The organism is Pseudoxanthomonas taiwanensis (genome assembly GCF_010093135.1).
Classification (GTDB): Bacteria; Pseudomonadota; Gammaproteobacteria; order Xanthomonadales; family Xanthomonadaceae; genus Pseudoxanthomonas; species Pseudoxanthomonas taiwanensis.
Genome location: NZ_PDWK01000006.1, coordinates 1 through 14,577, shown reverse-complemented (window position 1 = coordinate 14,577; position 14,577 = coordinate 1). Strand labels below are relative to the sequence as shown.

General features: G+C 70.5%; 9 protein-coding genes, 1 pseudogene and 1 riboswitch. Of the genes and pseudogenes, 4 read left to right on the top strand and 6 right to left on the bottom strand.

The window, feature by feature from the left end:
- Positions 1–24: 24 nt before the first annotated feature.
- On the bottom strand, positions 25–2,904 hold the full coding sequence (gene gcvP, locus CR938_RS02160; protein ID WP_162123439.1) for an aminomethyl-transferring glycine dehydrogenase: 2,880 nt from the start codon (positions 2,902–2,904) through the stop codon (positions 25–27).
- A gap of 41 nt (positions 2,905–2,945) precedes the next feature.
- Positions 2,946–3,061, bottom strand: a riboswitch (glycine riboswitch).
- A 355-nt stretch (positions 3,062–3,416) separates the two neighbouring features.
- Here gcvP and CR938_RS02155 point away from each other — a divergent pair.
- Positions 3,417–4,655 (top strand): multidrug effflux MFS transporter, encoded by a 1,239-nt coding sequence (locus CR938_RS02155; RefSeq protein WP_162123438.1) that lies wholly within the window; start codon positions 3,417–3,419, stop codon positions 4,653–4,655.
- A gap of 22 nt (positions 4,656–4,677) precedes the next feature.
- A pseudogene (locus CR938_RS02150) lies at positions 4,678–5,049 on the top strand (hypothetical protein); the annotation flags it as partial.
- Positions 5,050–5,180: 131 nt separating this feature from the next.
- On the opposite strand, the gene CR938_RS02145 reads toward CR938_RS02150, so the two are convergent.
- The 4 genes from CR938_RS02145 to CR938_RS02130 form a co-directional block, all read right to left on the bottom strand.
- Entirely contained in the window at positions 5,181–7,166 is a 1,986-nt protein-coding gene (locus tag CR938_RS02145) for a M2 family metallopeptidase (protein ID WP_162123437.1), read from the bottom strand.
- A gap of 284 nt (positions 7,167–7,450) precedes the next feature.
- Positions 7,451–9,106 carry a phosphoethanolamine transferase gene (locus tag CR938_RS02140; protein ID WP_162123436.1) on the bottom strand — a complete coding sequence of 552 codons (1,656 nt, stop codon included), beginning with the start codon at positions 9,104–9,106 and terminating at the stop codon, positions 7,451–7,453.
- Entirely contained in the window at positions 9,103–9,861 is a 759-nt protein-coding gene (locus tag CR938_RS02135; RefSeq protein WP_125077226.1) for a phosphatase PAP2 family protein, read from the bottom strand. Before CR938_RS02135 ends, CR938_RS02140 begins: the two co-directional genes overlap by 4 nt.
- Positions 9,862–9,981: 120 nt before the next feature.
- On the bottom strand, positions 9,982–11,703 hold the full coding sequence (locus tag CR938_RS02130; RefSeq protein ID WP_125077225.1) for an ArnT family glycosyltransferase: 1,722 nt from the start codon (positions 11,701–11,703) through the stop codon (positions 9,982–9,984).
- A 133-nt stretch (positions 11,704–11,836) separates the two neighbouring features.
- Here CR938_RS02130 and CR938_RS02125 point away from each other — a divergent pair, with 133 nt between their 5' ends.
- Both CR938_RS02125 and CR938_RS02120 read left to right on the top strand, forming a co-directional pair.
- Positions 11,837–12,538 carry a response regulator transcription factor gene (locus CR938_RS02125; protein ID WP_162123435.1) on the top strand — a complete coding sequence of 234 codons (702 nt, stop codon included), beginning with the start codon at positions 11,837–11,839 and terminating at the stop codon, positions 12,536–12,538.
- Positions 12,539–12,613: 75 nt separating this feature from the next.
- Positions 12,614–13,924, top strand: coding sequence for a sensor histidine kinase (locus tag CR938_RS02120; protein ID WP_162123434.1), 1,311 nt, complete (start codon positions 12,614–12,616; stop codon positions 13,922–13,924).
- Positions 13,925–14,086: 162 nt separating this feature from the next.
- Here CR938_RS02120 and CR938_RS02115 read toward each other — a convergent pair whose 3' ends face one another.
- Complete coding sequence (locus CR938_RS02115) at positions 14,087–14,566, bottom strand: hypothetical protein (protein ID WP_162123433.1); 480 nt, start codon at positions 14,564–14,566, stop codon at positions 14,087–14,089.
- Positions 14,567–14,577: the final 11 nt, after the last annotated feature.

Here is a 14,577-nt window from a genome sequence, read left to right as displayed (position 1 = left end):
GGGAGGCGCCCTTTCCGGCGGGGCTCAGGCCCCGGCGGTTTCCTGGTAGGCCTCCACCGGAATGCACGCGCAGAACACGTTCTTGTCGCCGTAGACGTTGTCCACGCGCGCCACCGGCGGCCAGTACTTGTGCTTCTTCAGCGAGGGCAGCGGGAAGGCGGCCAGCTCGCGCGGGTAGGCATGCGGCCACTCCGTGGCCGACACCTGCATGGCGGTGTGCGGGGCGTGCTTGAGCGGGTTGTCCTCGCGGTCCATGCGGCCCTCCTCGATCGCGCGGATCTCCTCGCGGATCTGGATCATCGCGTCGCAGAAGCGGTCCAGCTCCTGCAGCGACTCGCTTTCGGTCGGTTCCACCATCAGTGTGCCGGACACCGGGAAGCTCAGGGTCGGGGCGTGGAAGCCGAAGTCGATCAGGCGCTTGGCGATGTCCTCGGCGCTGATGCCGGTGGCCTTCTCCAGCGGACGGATGTCCAGGATGCACTCGTGCGCCACCAGACCGTTGCGGCCGGTGTAGAGCGTCCTGTAGTACGGGGCCAGCCTCCTGGAGACGTAGTTGGCGTTGAGCAGCGCCACCTGGGTGGCCTTGCGCAGGCCGGCCGCCCCCATCATCGCGATGTACATCCAGCTGATCGGCAGGATCGAGGCCGAGCCGTACGTGGCCGCCGAGACCATGCCCGCGGCGCCCTCGGCGCCGAGCGCGCGCGGCAGGAACGGGGCCAGGTGCGCCTTGACCGCGCACGGGCCCACGCCCGGGCCGCCGCCGCCGTGCGGGATGCAGAAGGTCTTGTGCAGGTTCAGGTGGGACACGTCCGAGCCCCACTTGCCCGGCTTGGCCAGGCCGACCAGCGCGTTCATGTTGGCGCCGTCGGTGTACACCTGGCCGCCGTGGGCGTGGACGACCTCGCAGATCTCGACGATGTCCTCCTCGAACACGCCGTGCGTGGACGGGTAGGTGATCATCAGCGCGGCCAGGTTGGCCGAGTGCTGCTCGGCCTTGGCGCGCAGGTCGGCCAGGTCCACGTTGCCGTTGCCGTCGCACTTGACCACCACCACCTTCATGCCGGCCATCTGCGCCGAGGCCGGGTTGGTGCCGTGCGCCGACTCCGGGATCAGGCAGACGTTGCGGTGGCCCTCGCCGCGGGAGGCGTGGTAGCCGCGGATGGCCAGCAGGCCGGCGTACTCGCCCTGGGCGCCGGAGTTGGGCTGGAAGCTCACCGCGTCGTAGCCGGTGACCTCGGCCAGCATCGCCTCCAGCGAGCGGATCAGCTCCTGGTAGCCGCGGGTCTGCGCGGCCGGGGCCAGCGGATGGATGTTGGCGAACTCCGGCCAGGTGATCGGGATCATCTCGGCCGTGGCGTTGAGCTTCATGGTGCACGAGCCCAGCGGGATCATCGTGCGGTCCATGGCCAGGTCCTTGTCCGACAGCGCGCGCATGTAGCGCAGCAGCTCGTGCTCGCTGTGGTAGGTGTTGAACACCGGGTGCTGCAGGTAGGCGCTGGTGCGCAGCAGCTCCGGCGGCAGGGCGTCGGCGGTCTCCGCATCCAGGGCGTCCACGTCGTCGACCTGGACGCCGAAGATCTTCGCCAGGGCCACCACGTCCTCGCGGGTGGTGGTCTCGTCCAGGCTGATGCCGACGCTGTGGGCGTCGATCTTGCGCAGGTTGATGCGCTGGTGGCTGGCGTAGTTGTGGATCGCCTCGGCGTCCACGCCGTCCACGCGCAGGGTGTCGAAGAAGTGCTCGCCACTGCCCAGCTGCAGGCCGGCGCCGCGCAGGGCCGCGGCCAGGATCGCGGTCAGGCGGTGCACGCGGCGGGCGATGCGCTTCAGGCCCTCGGGGCCGTGGTAGACGGCGTACATGGAAGCCATCACCGCCAGCAGCACCTGCGCGGTGCAGATGTTGGAGGTGGCCTTCTCGCGGCGGATGTGCTGCTCGCGGGTCTGCAGGGTCAGGCGGTAGGCCGGGTTGCCGGCCGCGTCCACCGACACGCCGATCAGGCGGCCGGGCATGGAGCGCTTGTAGGCGTCGCGGCAGGCCATGAACGCCGCGTGCGGGCCGCCGAAGCCGAACGGCACCCCGAAGCGCTGGGTGCTGCCGACCACGATGTCCGCGCCCCACTCGCCGGGGGCGGCGATCAGGGTCAGGGCCAGCAGGTCGGTGGCCACCGCCACCAGGGCACCGCGTGCGTGCACGGCCTCGACCAGCCCGCGGTAGTCCTCGATGCGGCCGAAGGTGTCCGGGTACTGCAGCAGCACGCCGAAGCAGTCGGCGTCCCTGGCCTCCTCGGGGCGGCCCACCTGCAGCTGGATGCCCAGCGGCTCGGCGCGGGTGCGCAGCACTTCCAGGGTCTGCGGATGCACGGCGTCGTGCACGAAGAAGGTGTCCGACTTCGACCTGCCGGCGCGCCTGGCCAGGGTCATGGCCTCGGCGGCGGCGGTGGCCTCGTCCAGCAGGGAGGCGTTGGCGATCTCCATGCCGGTCAGGTCGGCGCACATGGTCTGGAAGTTGATCAGCGCCTCCATGCGGCCCTGCGAGATCTCCGCCTGGTACGGGGTGTAGGCGGTGTACCAGGCCGGGTTCTCGAGGATGTTGCGCAGGACCACCTTGGGCGTGTGGGTGCCGTAGTAGCCCTGGCCGATGAAGCTGCGGAAGACCTCGTTCTTCTGCGCGATGGCCTGCAGGCGGGCCAGCGCCTCCTCCTCGGTCAGGCCGCCGGGCAGGGCCAGCGGATCGGCGGACTTGATGCCGGCCGGGACGATGGCGTCGGTCAGGGCCTCGAGCGAGTCGTGGCCGACCACGGCCAGCATGTGCTGGATCTCGGCCTCGCTGGGGCCGATGTGGCGGCCGGCGAAGGCGTCGCGCTGCTGCTGCTCGAGTTCGCGCAGGGAAGGGGTGTTCTGGGACATGGAGGCGGTCCGGACAGGGGCGTGGAGCCGCAAACGCGGCGGGATGCCCCTCTGTCCTTTTGCCTGAGAGTTTGGAAGCGGACGGCGGGCCGCCGCTTCGTGCCCCTTCGGCGCCGGCGCTGCCACGGGGGCGGCCGGTCTCTCCAGAGTGTTTTCCGCGCGGTGGTATTGGGGCCTGAGCGATTACGGGCGTTTGCGCCTTCGGCAGCGGGTCGTCCCGCTTCTCCCACCCACGCGGTGGGCCCGCATTATACCGGGCCACGGCGCCGGACCGGTTCAGGCCATCCGTGGCCAGGCCGGGGGAGCGGCCCGGGGGCGTGGCACCCGGCCGCCGTAACGGTTCCACAATCGCCCGCCGCCAGGGCTGCGGTCCGGGCCCCGGCTTGGCTTACCATGGCGGCACCCGGCCCTGGTGCCATGCCCTCCCATCCACCATCGCCGCGCCACGCCGTCCGCGCGGGCCGGGCTGTCCGGCCCGTGCGTGCGCATGGCTAGGCGGTGGGCTCCCCCCGATGAACAAGCAAAGTACCCGCAGACTGGCCCTGTTGCTGGGCGGCCTGGCCATGTTCGGGCCGTTCTCGATCGACACCATCTTCCCGGCCTTTCCGCAGATGGCCGCGCAGCTGGGCGCCGACAAGGTGGCCATGCAGCAGACCATCAGCGTGTACCTGGCCGCCTATGCGCTGATGAGCGTGGTCCACGGACCGCTGTCGGACGCCATCGGCCGGCGTCGGGTGATCCTGGGCGGGCTGGTGGTGTTCACCCTGGCCTCGGTCGGGTGTGCGTTGTCGCGCGACCTGGCCACGCTGCTGTGCTTCCGCGCGCTGCAGGGCCTGTCCGCCGGCGTGGGCCTGATTGTCGGCCGGGCGGTGATCCGCGACGTGCTGCAGGGCGACGACGCGCAGCGGCTGATGAGCCAGGTGTCGATGATCTTCGGCATCGCCCCGGCGATCGCGCCGGTCATCGGCGGCTGGATGCTCGGCGCCGGGCGCTGGCCGCTGATCTTCTGGTTCCTGGCCGCGTTCGGTGCGCTGCTGATCGCCAGCGTCGGCCGCTGGCTGCCGGAAACCCATCCGCCGCAGGCACGCCTGCCGCTGCGCCCGCGCCACCTGGCACGCGACTACCTGGCCATCGCCGCCAACCCGCGCTTCCTGCGCCTGGCCGCCGCCGGCGCGCTGACCTTCGGCGGCCTGTTCCTGTACATCGCCTCGGCGCCGGCGTTCGTGATGGAGCTGTTGCGCCTGGGCGAGCGCGACTTCGCCTGGCTGTTCATCCCCACCATCGGCGGGATGACCCTGGGCGCGTTCGTGTCCGGGCGCGTGGCCGGGCGCTGGCCTGCGGCGCGCCAGGTGGGCGCGGGCTTCGCCTGCTGCGGCCTGGCCGCGGCGGCGAACCTCGCCTACAACGCGCTGGCCGCGGGCATCGCGGTGCCGTGGGCGGTGCTGCCGATGAGCCTGTTCTCCTTCGGCGTGGCCCTGGTGTTCCCGGTGCTGACCCTGGCGATCCTGGACATGTACCCGCGCCAGCGCGGCTCGGCCTCGTCGCTGCAGGCCTTCCTGCAGCTGGTGCTCAATGCGCTCATCGCCGGCCTGCTCTCGCCGCTGCTCAGCCACCACGGGCTGCACCTGGCGCTGGGCATGGCCGCCTTCGGCCTGGCCGGCTGGCTGTTCTGGCGCTGGGAGAGCCACGTGACGCGGCGGCTCCCGCCCACGCCCGCCACGCCGATGATCGAGCCCGGCGAACAACTCTGATCCCGCCCCAAGGAGGCCCCGCATGTCCATCCGTTCCAAGGCACGGCGCGATGCCCGCAAGCGCCAGGCGCAGCGTGAGCGCAACCGCCGCCGTGCATCGGCGCCGCCGGTCGAGCCGCACGCCGAGCTGCGTGACCGCGAGGGCCGCCTGCTGGCCGGCATCGTGCGCCAGGCCGGGGTGTGGGTGCTGGGCATGGACGGGCGCGTCGCCGGCAGCACCGACAGCGCCGCGCAGGTGCTGATGCTGATCCGCCGCGCGCAGCGCCTGCACGACGACCAGGGCATCCCGGTGCGCCTGGTCTATTCGGACGCGCTGCGCGACGCGGCCGAGCTGGAGGCCGCCGCGCACGGCCTGTCCCTGGCCGACTACGAGCGCCAGCTCGAGGCCGAGCTGGCGCCGGCCGCCGGCGCCGCGGCGGGCGAGGGCGAGGCTGCACCGGCGCCGCACAGGGCTGACCTGCCCGGTTCCACGAGGACGACGGGCGCCCGCAGGCGCCCGTCGCTGCTGTTGGCCGCCGCGCCGGTTCAGGCTTCCGGGGCGTCCCCGTCCCGGGCCGGGGACGCGGGGCCGGCCTGCCAGCCGCAGGACTTGCCCTGGTTCTGCTGCTGCAGCCACTCCTGCAGCGGGGCGAAGTATTCCAGCACCGCGCCGGCGTCGATCTGTTCGCTGCCGGTCAGCTCCTTGAGCGTGGCCTGCCAGGGCTGGCTGGCACCCTTCTGCAGCATGGCCTGGAAGCGGCGGCCGGCCTCGGCGTTGCCGTAGAAGGTGCACTCGTACAGCGGGCCGGTGTGGCCGGCGGCCTCGCACAGCGACTTGTAGAACTGGAACTGCAGCAGGTGCGCCAGGAAATAGCGGGTGTACGGGGTATTGCCCGGCACGTGGTACTTGGCACCCGGGTCGAAGAACTCCTCGCCGCGCGGCTGCACCGGGGCCACGCCCTGGTAGCGCGCCTTCAGCTCCCACCAGGCCTGGTTGTAGCGGTCCGGGGGGATCGAGCCGTCGAACACGCCCCAGCGCCAGCGGTCGATCATCAGGCCGAAGGGCAGGAACGCCACCTTGGCCAGGGCCATGCGCATCTGCGCGTTGATCAGCGCCTCCCGGCTCTGCGACTGCGCCTGCACCAGGCCGATGGACTCCAGGTACTTCGGCGTCATCGCCAGGACGATGGTGTCGCCGATGGCCTCGTGGAAGCCGTCGTTGGCGCCGTTCTGGAACAGCGGCGGCTGCGGGTTGTAGGCCAGGTCGTAATAGATGTGGCCCAGCTCGTGGTAGATGGTGGTGAAGTCTTCCTCGTTGGGCTTGATGCACATCTTGATGCGCACGTCGCCTTCCATGTCCATGTCCCAGGCGCTGGCGTGGCAGACCACGTCGCGGTCCAGCGGCTTGATGAACTGGCTCTTCTCCCAGTAGCTGGACGGCAGCTTGGGCATGCCCAGGGAGACGTAGAAGTCCTGCGCGCGCTCGGTCATCTGCCGGGCGGTGAGCAGCTGGGCCTCGCGCTCGGCCTCGAAGCGGGCGCGAGGGCCCGGATTGGGGCCGCGCTGGTGCAGGGCCGCGCCCAGGTTCTGCTGGTACTGGCGCTCCAGCGCGCCGGTGATGTCCAGGCTGCCGGCGCCCCTGTACGGCTGCAAGATGTCCCACAGGTTGCCCCAGTCCTGCTGCCACATGTTGCCCATCAGGTGCGCCGGCAGCAGGCCCTCGCCGACCTGGCCCTTCTCCACGCCATAGGTCTGCTTGAGCTTCTCGCGCGCATAGCAGTGCAGCTGCTCGTACAGGGGCCGCACCTGCTCCCACAGGCGGTCGGTCTCGGCGGCGAAGGCGTCCGGGTCCATGTCGTAGGCGCTGCGCCACATGGCGCCGGCGTCGGCGTAGCCCAGCTCGCGCGCGCCTTCGTTCACCAGCTCGACGAAGCGGACGTAGTCCTCGCGCATCGGTTGGGCGATCGAGTGCCAGCCGGCCCAGGCGTCGAGCTGGGCGTCGTAGTCGCGGCTGGAGCGCAGCACGTCCTCCAGCTCGCCCAGCTGGCGGCACTTCCTGGCCGCGCCTTCGCCGCTGCAGTAGGTGCCGGCGCCGTAGGCGCCTTCCATCTTCGCCGCGATCCGGGTCAGCTCGGCCAGCTTCTCCGGGTCGCGCGGGGCGGGCATGGCGGTGGCCTGCTTGAGCAGGTTGAGGGCGCGCCGGCTGTCGTCGGACATCGGCTGGCCCTCGAACTTCTTCGCTTCCTCGATCCAGGCATTGAGCTGGGCCAGGGCGCGCTCGTTGGCCTTGGCCGCCACCAGCTGGCTGTCGTCGTTGATGTAGGTCGAGGACAGCCACTGCGCGGAAGTGAGCTCCGGATAGGCGGCCTTGAACTCGGCGTTGATGCGCGCGACGAACTGGTCGGCGGTCTCGCCGTTCTCGGCCCGGGCGGCGGGCTTTTCCTGTTCCGGGCTGGGCGTCTTGCGGCAGGCCGACAGCGACAGCAGGCCGGCGGCCACGGCGATGGCCAGCAGCAGGGGGCGATGGTTCACGAGGGGTCCCTTTGCGTGAGTGCGACCGGCGAAGGCTAGAGGCCCGGGATGGCACTGGCAAGGCAGGGGCCGCAAGCGAAGGGCGGATAGGCGCCCGAGGAGCGGCCTTCTGTGGGAGCGGCTTCAGCCGCGATGGGGCTTTCATGCAGATCCTTCTGCAACAGCCTGCACATTCATGTGCCGAGGTTCAAATGAGAAAGCTCCGTCGCGGCTGAAGCCGCTCCCACAAAAAAGCCGTTCCTACGGATATCGGGTTTACGAGGGCGAGCGCGCCCGCCGCAGATTCACTGCGCGCAGCCGGCGAACAGGTCGCGCGAGCGATCGTAGACGGAGGTCCTCACCTGCATGAGGCCCAGCACCGAGTGGAACAAGTTGTCCTGGTCGGCGCGCCCGTTCGCACGCTGGCGCAGGCACTTCAGGTCGAGCCCGCGGTCCTGCGCGAATTCCGGCGAAAACCACATCACCATGGGCACGCGGGTCTGCTCGGCCGGCGCGATCGCGTAGGGCACGCCATGCAGGTAGAGGCCTTTCTCGCCGAGCGACTCGCCGTGGTCGGAGAGATAGATCATGGCGGTGTCGTAGTCGGGCAGGGTGCGCAGCGTGCCGATCGCGCGGTCCAGAAAATGGTCGGTGTACAGGACCGTGTTGTCGTAGGTGTTGACGATCTGCTCGCGGCTGCAGTTGCCCAGCTCGGCGGTGTCGCAGGTCGGCGCGAAGCGCCGGAACTGCGCCGGGTAGCGCTGGAAGTAGGCCGGGCCGTGGCTGCCGAGCTGGGGCAGCACCACCACGCGGGCGCCCGGCCTGGCGCGCACCTGCGCGGCGAGGGCGTCGAGCAGGATCTCGTCCATGCAGCGCCCGTCCTTGCACAGCCCGGGCTTCTTCGCGTCGTCGAGCTGCTGGATCTGCAGGCCTTCGCACACGCCCTTGCAGCCGGACTGGTTGTCGCGCCACAGCGTGGCGATGCCGGCGTGTTCGAGCACGTGCAGGAGCGACTGGTGGGCGCGGATCTTCGCTTCGTCGTAATCGTGGCGGCCGAACGGCGAGAACATGCACGGCACCGAGACCTCCGTGCTGGTGCCGCACGAGTGCATGTCGGGGAAGTTGATCACCTCGGTCTGCGCCAACTTGGGCGTGGTCTGGCGCGCATAGCCGTTGAGGCCCCAGTTCTGCGCGCGCATGGTCTCGCCCAGCACGATCAGCAGCAGGCGCGGGCGGCTGCCCGGCGCGCGCGGGGTCGCCATCGCATCGTGCTCGATCGGCAGCTTCGGCTTGTGCTTGATCGGCGAGTCGGTCTTGAGGTCCTGCATGAGCGCGACCAGGTAGTTGACCGGCGTGGCCAGGTAGCGCACCTCGCGATGGTTGCGCATCAACGCCGACAGGCCCTGGAACGACAGCATCGAACCGGCGGCGCCGACCGCCGCGATGGCCGCCAGGAACAGCAGGCGCACGCCGAGCGCGCGGCTCCAGCTGCGGCGGCGCAGCCGCACCCGCCACAGCACGGCGATCGGGAGCGCCGCGTAGAACAGCAATGGCCACAGCAGCGCGGGCGTGAGCAGCTCGCGCGATTCCTTGTGGTCGGTGTTGAGCACGTTGCGCAGCATGTCCGCGTCCAGGTAGACGCTGTAGCTGTTCATGTAGTGCGTGGCGAACGCGGTGGTGACGAACAGCAGCGTCAGCAGCGGCTTGGCGTTCCAGCGCCACACCAGCAGGCCGAACAGCAGCGCGTGCACGGAGACCAGCAGGAAGAACAGCGACGCGGCGAAGCCGATGTCGCCGGGATGCGTCGCGAGCGACGCATGCCAGAACATGCGGTTGCAGGCGAGCGCGAAGAACACGCTGCTGCCCAGCACCAGCGTTTCCACCGACACTTCGGGTCGGTGCGTCCAGTCGAGCGCGCGCAGGCGCGAGAGCACGTCGCTGCGGGGCAACGAGAGGCTCATGCGGTTTCTCCCGCCGCGCCGGCCGCGGCGCTGCGCGCCCGCGGGCGCAACAGCCACAGGTACAAGCCGAGCGACACGCCCCAGCAGACCGCCAGGGCCCACAGGTCGTGGGAGAGGAAGTGCGCGCCGCGCAGTTGCTGGGAAACGCCGAACAGCAACCCGGCGCCGAGACCGATCGCCAGCCCGGCCTTGCGCCAGCGCGGGCGGACCGCCAGCGCGGCGAAGTACAGCGCGACCCAGGCATAGCCGCCGCTGGCATGCCCGGCCGGGAAGCAGCCCGACGCCGGAACGCCCTGGCGCGATTCGAACAGCCCGTAGAAGGCGTGGGTGCCGCCGTAGCTGGCCAGGTCCCACGGGCAGTCCATGTGCGTGGCTCCCTTCAGCAACGATACCGCCGCGGTCGAAAGCCCCACCGCCAGCACCACGTACAACGCCGGGCGCGACCAGGCGTTCCAGCGCGGCGAGCGCCGCGCATACAGGCCGAAGACCAACAGCGCCAGCGCCGCGGCGGTGCTGGCCTGCTTGCCGCCGCGATGCACGAGCTTGGCGGTGAACCAATGGTCCTTGAGCAGCCAGTGCCCGCCTTCGGCGTGATAGATCTGCGTGGCCAGCCATTGGTCGACGCCGCCGGCCGTCAGCAGCGCGCTCAGCGCCAGCACCGCCGCCAGCGGAATCCACAGGTGGGTGGCGACGAAGCGGCTGTACGGACGGAGAACGGGGAAGGCATCCGTGGCGGATGCAGGCATCAGGTTCATCGGGCGCCAACGGGCAAAAGGCCGTTTCCGGCAATGGCGGGCATGATCCGGGCCGGTTTGTCGGAAAGCGGTCGGACAACCGTTGCCCAGCGCTTAACCTCAGACAACGTCCCCGGCGGTTCAGTTGCCGTTGTCGTCGCCCGCGCCGGCCTGGTCTTTCGCGGGCGTCACGCAGCCCGGCTTCAGTGCACTGCCCGGCACCAGTTGCCAGGCATTGCGGTTGGACTCGCCGATGTCGATCGCCTGCGCGCGGTCCACGCAGGGGCTCATCGCGTCGCGCAGCACGAACAGCCAGCGCCGCTGCGGCGCCTGCGCCACCCAGTCCGCGGCGCGTGCCCATTGCACGTCCCAGGGCTGCTTGAAGCCGAAGTCCACCGCCGGCCGGTCCGCCTGCAGCAGGTTCTGCTCGCGCCAGGCGATCATCCCCAGTTCCGCGCCGGGGCCGATGCGCTCGCCCACGCGCTGCATCAGGCCGGCCGCCGAGCTGTAGGGATCGAGCGCCACCATCAGGCCCAGGCCATGGATCGTCCACAGCAGCGCCGTGGTGGCGACCACCAGCGCGCCGGCGCGTCGCAGCCGCGCCCAGGCCGCGAGCAGCAGGACAGGGATGGCGAAGGCGAGCAGCCAGGCGCCGAACACCTGCATCGCCGCCGGGTCGATAGCGCGCTTGAGCGCGCCCCGCATCGCCCATCCGGCCTGCATGCACAGGCCGGCGCCGACCGCCAGCGCGGCCAGCGCCAGCAGCCAGACATAACCGGCCAGGACCCAGCGGGTCGCGCGCCTGCGCAGCAATCCGGGCAGCAGCGGCGCGGCAGCCACGGCCAGCGCCGGCAGCATCGGGAAGATGTAGACCTCGCGCTTGCCGGGGCTCGCGCTGAAGAACGCCAGCACCAGCACGCTCCAGCCGAGCAGCAGCCAATGGCGCGGATCGCCGCGCCGCAGGCGCCGCCGCCAGGCCGGCAGCAGTTGCGGCAGCAGCAGGCAGCCCGGCAGCCACAACGTGGCGATCACCTGCAGGTAGTACCAGGCCGGCTGCACGTGGTGCCAGGCCGCGGTGTAGCGCGTGCCGGTCTGCTTGAACAGCAATTCGTGCGCATAGGCGCGCAGGCTGGGGTCGGGAGCCTGCCATAGGGCGATCGCCAATGGCAGCAGCCACACCGCCGTGCCGGCGACGAAGGCCGGGACCGCGCCCAGCCATGCCGGCCATGCGCCACGCACCGCGTCCGCGCGATGCCGGTGGCGCCAGGCCGCCCACGGCAGCAGCACCAGCAGCGGCAGGAAACCCACGCCCTTGGTCACCGTGCCCAGCCCGGCGGCGAACGCGCCCAGCGCCCAGGCCGGCCAGTCGGGGCCGCGCAGCAGGTGCCGCAACAGTCCCCACAGCGACAGCGTGGTCATCGCCACCAGCACCATGTCGATCTGCGCGCGCTTGGCCAGCACCCCGAACTGCAAGGTGGCGAACAGCGCCAGCACCGCGTAGTGCGCCACGCGCCGGTTCCAAAGCCGGCGCGCCAGGTCCCAGGTCAGCCACAGGGTCGCCAGCGCCGCGAGCAGCGAAGGCAGCAGGAAGGCGACGCGCCAGTCGCGCACCAGTTCGAACGCGCCGGCCTGCATCCACATGAACACCGGCGGCTTTTCCGCGTACAACTCGCTGCCCCGGTGCGGCAACAGCCACCGCCCGCTCTGCACCATCGCGCGCGCGGCGAGCACGAAGCGGGGTTCGTCCGGCGGGTTAGGCTGGCGCAGCCCCAGCCCGGCCAGCAGGGAGAGCACGATCGCCAGCAGCGCGGCGCGGTAGGCCCAACGCCGCCGCCGCTCCAGGGGTGTGATGGAAGTCTGCACGTTGGAATGCGGGCAAAACGGGCGCAGACTATGCCGCGGCGAGCGTGGGAAGTTTGTCGGAACCTGCCGTTTCGACGCGCTTCCGACATCGCCCGGCTACGATGCACGACCACATCTTTCCCGGAGACCGACGATGCGGCTGCTCGTCATCGAGGACAACCGCGATCTGGTGGCCAACCTGTTCGACTATTTCGAGGCGCGCGGCCATACCCTGGATGCCGCGCCGGACGGCATCACCGGCCTGCACCTGGCCACCACGCAGCCCTACGACGCCATCGTGCTGGACTGGATGATGCCGCGCATGGACGGCCCGGAAGTGCTGCGCCGGCTGCGCGAGGAACACCTGTCCGAACTGCCGGTGATCATGCTGACCGCGCGCGACGAGCTGCCCGACAAGATCGCCGGCTTCCGCGCCGGCGCCGACGACTATCTCACCAAGCCGTTCGCGCTGCCCGAGCTGGAAGTCCGGCTGGAAGCGCTGCTGGTGCGCGCGCAGGGGCGTGGCCGCAGCAAGATGCTGACGGTCGGCGACCTGAAGCTGGACCTGGCGACGCTGGAGGCCAGCCGCGCCGGCAAGCCGCTGCACCTGTATCCCGCCTGCCGCAAGCTGCTGCAGGTGCTGATGCAGGCCAGTCCGGCCGTGGTCACCCGCGAGAAGCTCGAACAGGCCCTTTGGGGCGACGAGCCGCCGGACGGCGACATGCTGCGCTCCCACATCTACGACCTGCGGCGCAGCGTGGATGGCCCGTTCGAGGAGAAGCTGATCCACACCCTGCCGCGCGTCGGCTACCGGCTCGGCCCCGCCGGGCACCAGGAACGCCTGCATGCCGAATAGCCCGCGTCGCGCCCTGAACCGCAAGCGCGGGGCCCCGCCGGCGCGGCGCCGCATCCCGGACGGCGCGCGCCTTCCATGAAGCCGGGCGGGATACGTTCCAGGCTGGGCGGGCTGCGCGCGCGCGTCACGCTGTGGCTGGTGATCTACGCCGCGCTGATCTCGCTCGCGGTGTTCATCCATGGCTTCATCGTCAACGAGCAGGCCGAGCAGCTGACCTGGCGCTCGCTGCTCAAGTCGGAGTTGGCCCACTTCGTCCAGCGCAGCGCCGAGGATCCGCACTACCACTGGACCGACACCGAGACCGTGCAGCTGTACGGCGACGACGACGACTCGCCGGCGCCGCCGGAGTTCGCCCGCTTCGGCCCGGGCATCCACGACGGCATCGAGTACCAGGGGCGCGACAAGGTGCTGATGGTGCAGGACGTCAACGGCCGGCGGCTGGTGCTGGCGCTGGACATCACCCAGTTGCAGGCGCACGAGAACAACCTGGGGTTGTGGATGCTGGTCTCCAACATCATCGCGATCGTGCTGCTCGGCATCCTCGTGGCCTGGGGCCTGGGGCGGGTGGTGCAGCCCCTGGCCGACATGGCCAAGCGCATCCACGCGCTGCGCCCGGACCGGCCCGGCCAGCACATCGACGTGGTGAAGGGCGCCAGCCACGAGCAGGTGGTGATCGCCGAGGCGCTCAACGACTACCTGCAACGCAACGACACCTTCGTCGAGCGCGAGCGCGCCTTCATCGACAGCACCAGCCACGAGCTGCGCACGCCGATCGCGGTGATCCACGGCGCCAGCGAGCTGGCCCTGGACCAGCCGGACACGCCGCCGGCGGTGCGCCACCAGTTGCTGCGCATCCGCCAGACCGCCGAGTCGGTCGAGCAGCTGGTCACGCTGCTGCTGGTGCTGGCGAAGGACCCCAGGCGACTGGAGAAGAGCAGCGACTACGTGAACCTGGACGAGCTGCTGCCGGACATCCTCGACGACCATCGCCACCTGTGCGCGGACAAGGACCTCGGCCTGCAACTGGTCGAGCTGGCGCGCTGCGAGCTGTTCGCGCCGGTGGCGATCATGCAGGTCGCGATCGGCAACCTGCTGCGCAACGCCATCGAGAACAGCGACCGCGGCGTGATCCGCGTGTCCCTGCTGGCGCCGGCGACGGTGCGGATCGAGGATCCCGGGCACGGCATGAGCCCGGAAGAGATCGCCGCGATCTACCGCCGGATCGCGCGCGGCGACCCGCGGCAGGGCAGCGGCATCGGCCTGGACCTGCTGGGCCGCCTGTGCGAGCACCTGGGCTGGAAGCTGCAACTGGACTCGGAGACCGGGCAGGGCACCGTGGCCACGCTGGACATGAGCGGCTCGCTGGCCAAGAGCCGGGATTCGTGATTGGGGATTCGGGATTGGCAAGAGCGTAGGCTCACGCCGCTCCTACAAATCCCCAATCCCGAATCCCGAATCCCGAATCCCGAATCCCGAATCCCGAATCCCGAATCCCGAATCCCGAATCCCGAATCCCGAATCCCGAATCCCGAATCCCGAATCCCGGCCTTAAAGCAACAGCCCGCGCGCGGTCAGCCAGGCGCGTGCATCCTCGGCATCTTGCTCGAACCACGCCCTCGTCGACCCAAGCCGGTACGTATAACCCCACGCATCCATGTCGGCCATCAGGCGGTCGCTGCCCACGCCGGGCAGGCGTCCGGCCAGGACGATCTGCAGGTAGCAGGTGGCGTCCTCCTCGGGCACCGAGTCGGTGGCGTCGGTGTGGACCTGGACGCGCCGCTCCGGCGGCAGCACGATCAGGTGGCAGGCCTCGTGCAGCATCGAGTGCACCGGGGTGTCGCGGCGCACGTAAACGGTCGGGCCGATGATGCCGGCCTCCGGCTCGCCCCAGTAGCTGCCCGGGATCGGCTCGCCGTCACCGACCAGGACCAGCTCCAGGCCGTAACCGGCCAGCAGGGCGGCGGCATCCTCGAAGCGGATGTCGCGCAGGCACAGGACGTCGGGCAGGGCGGGGGCGGTGGATTGCATGCGGGGAAAGG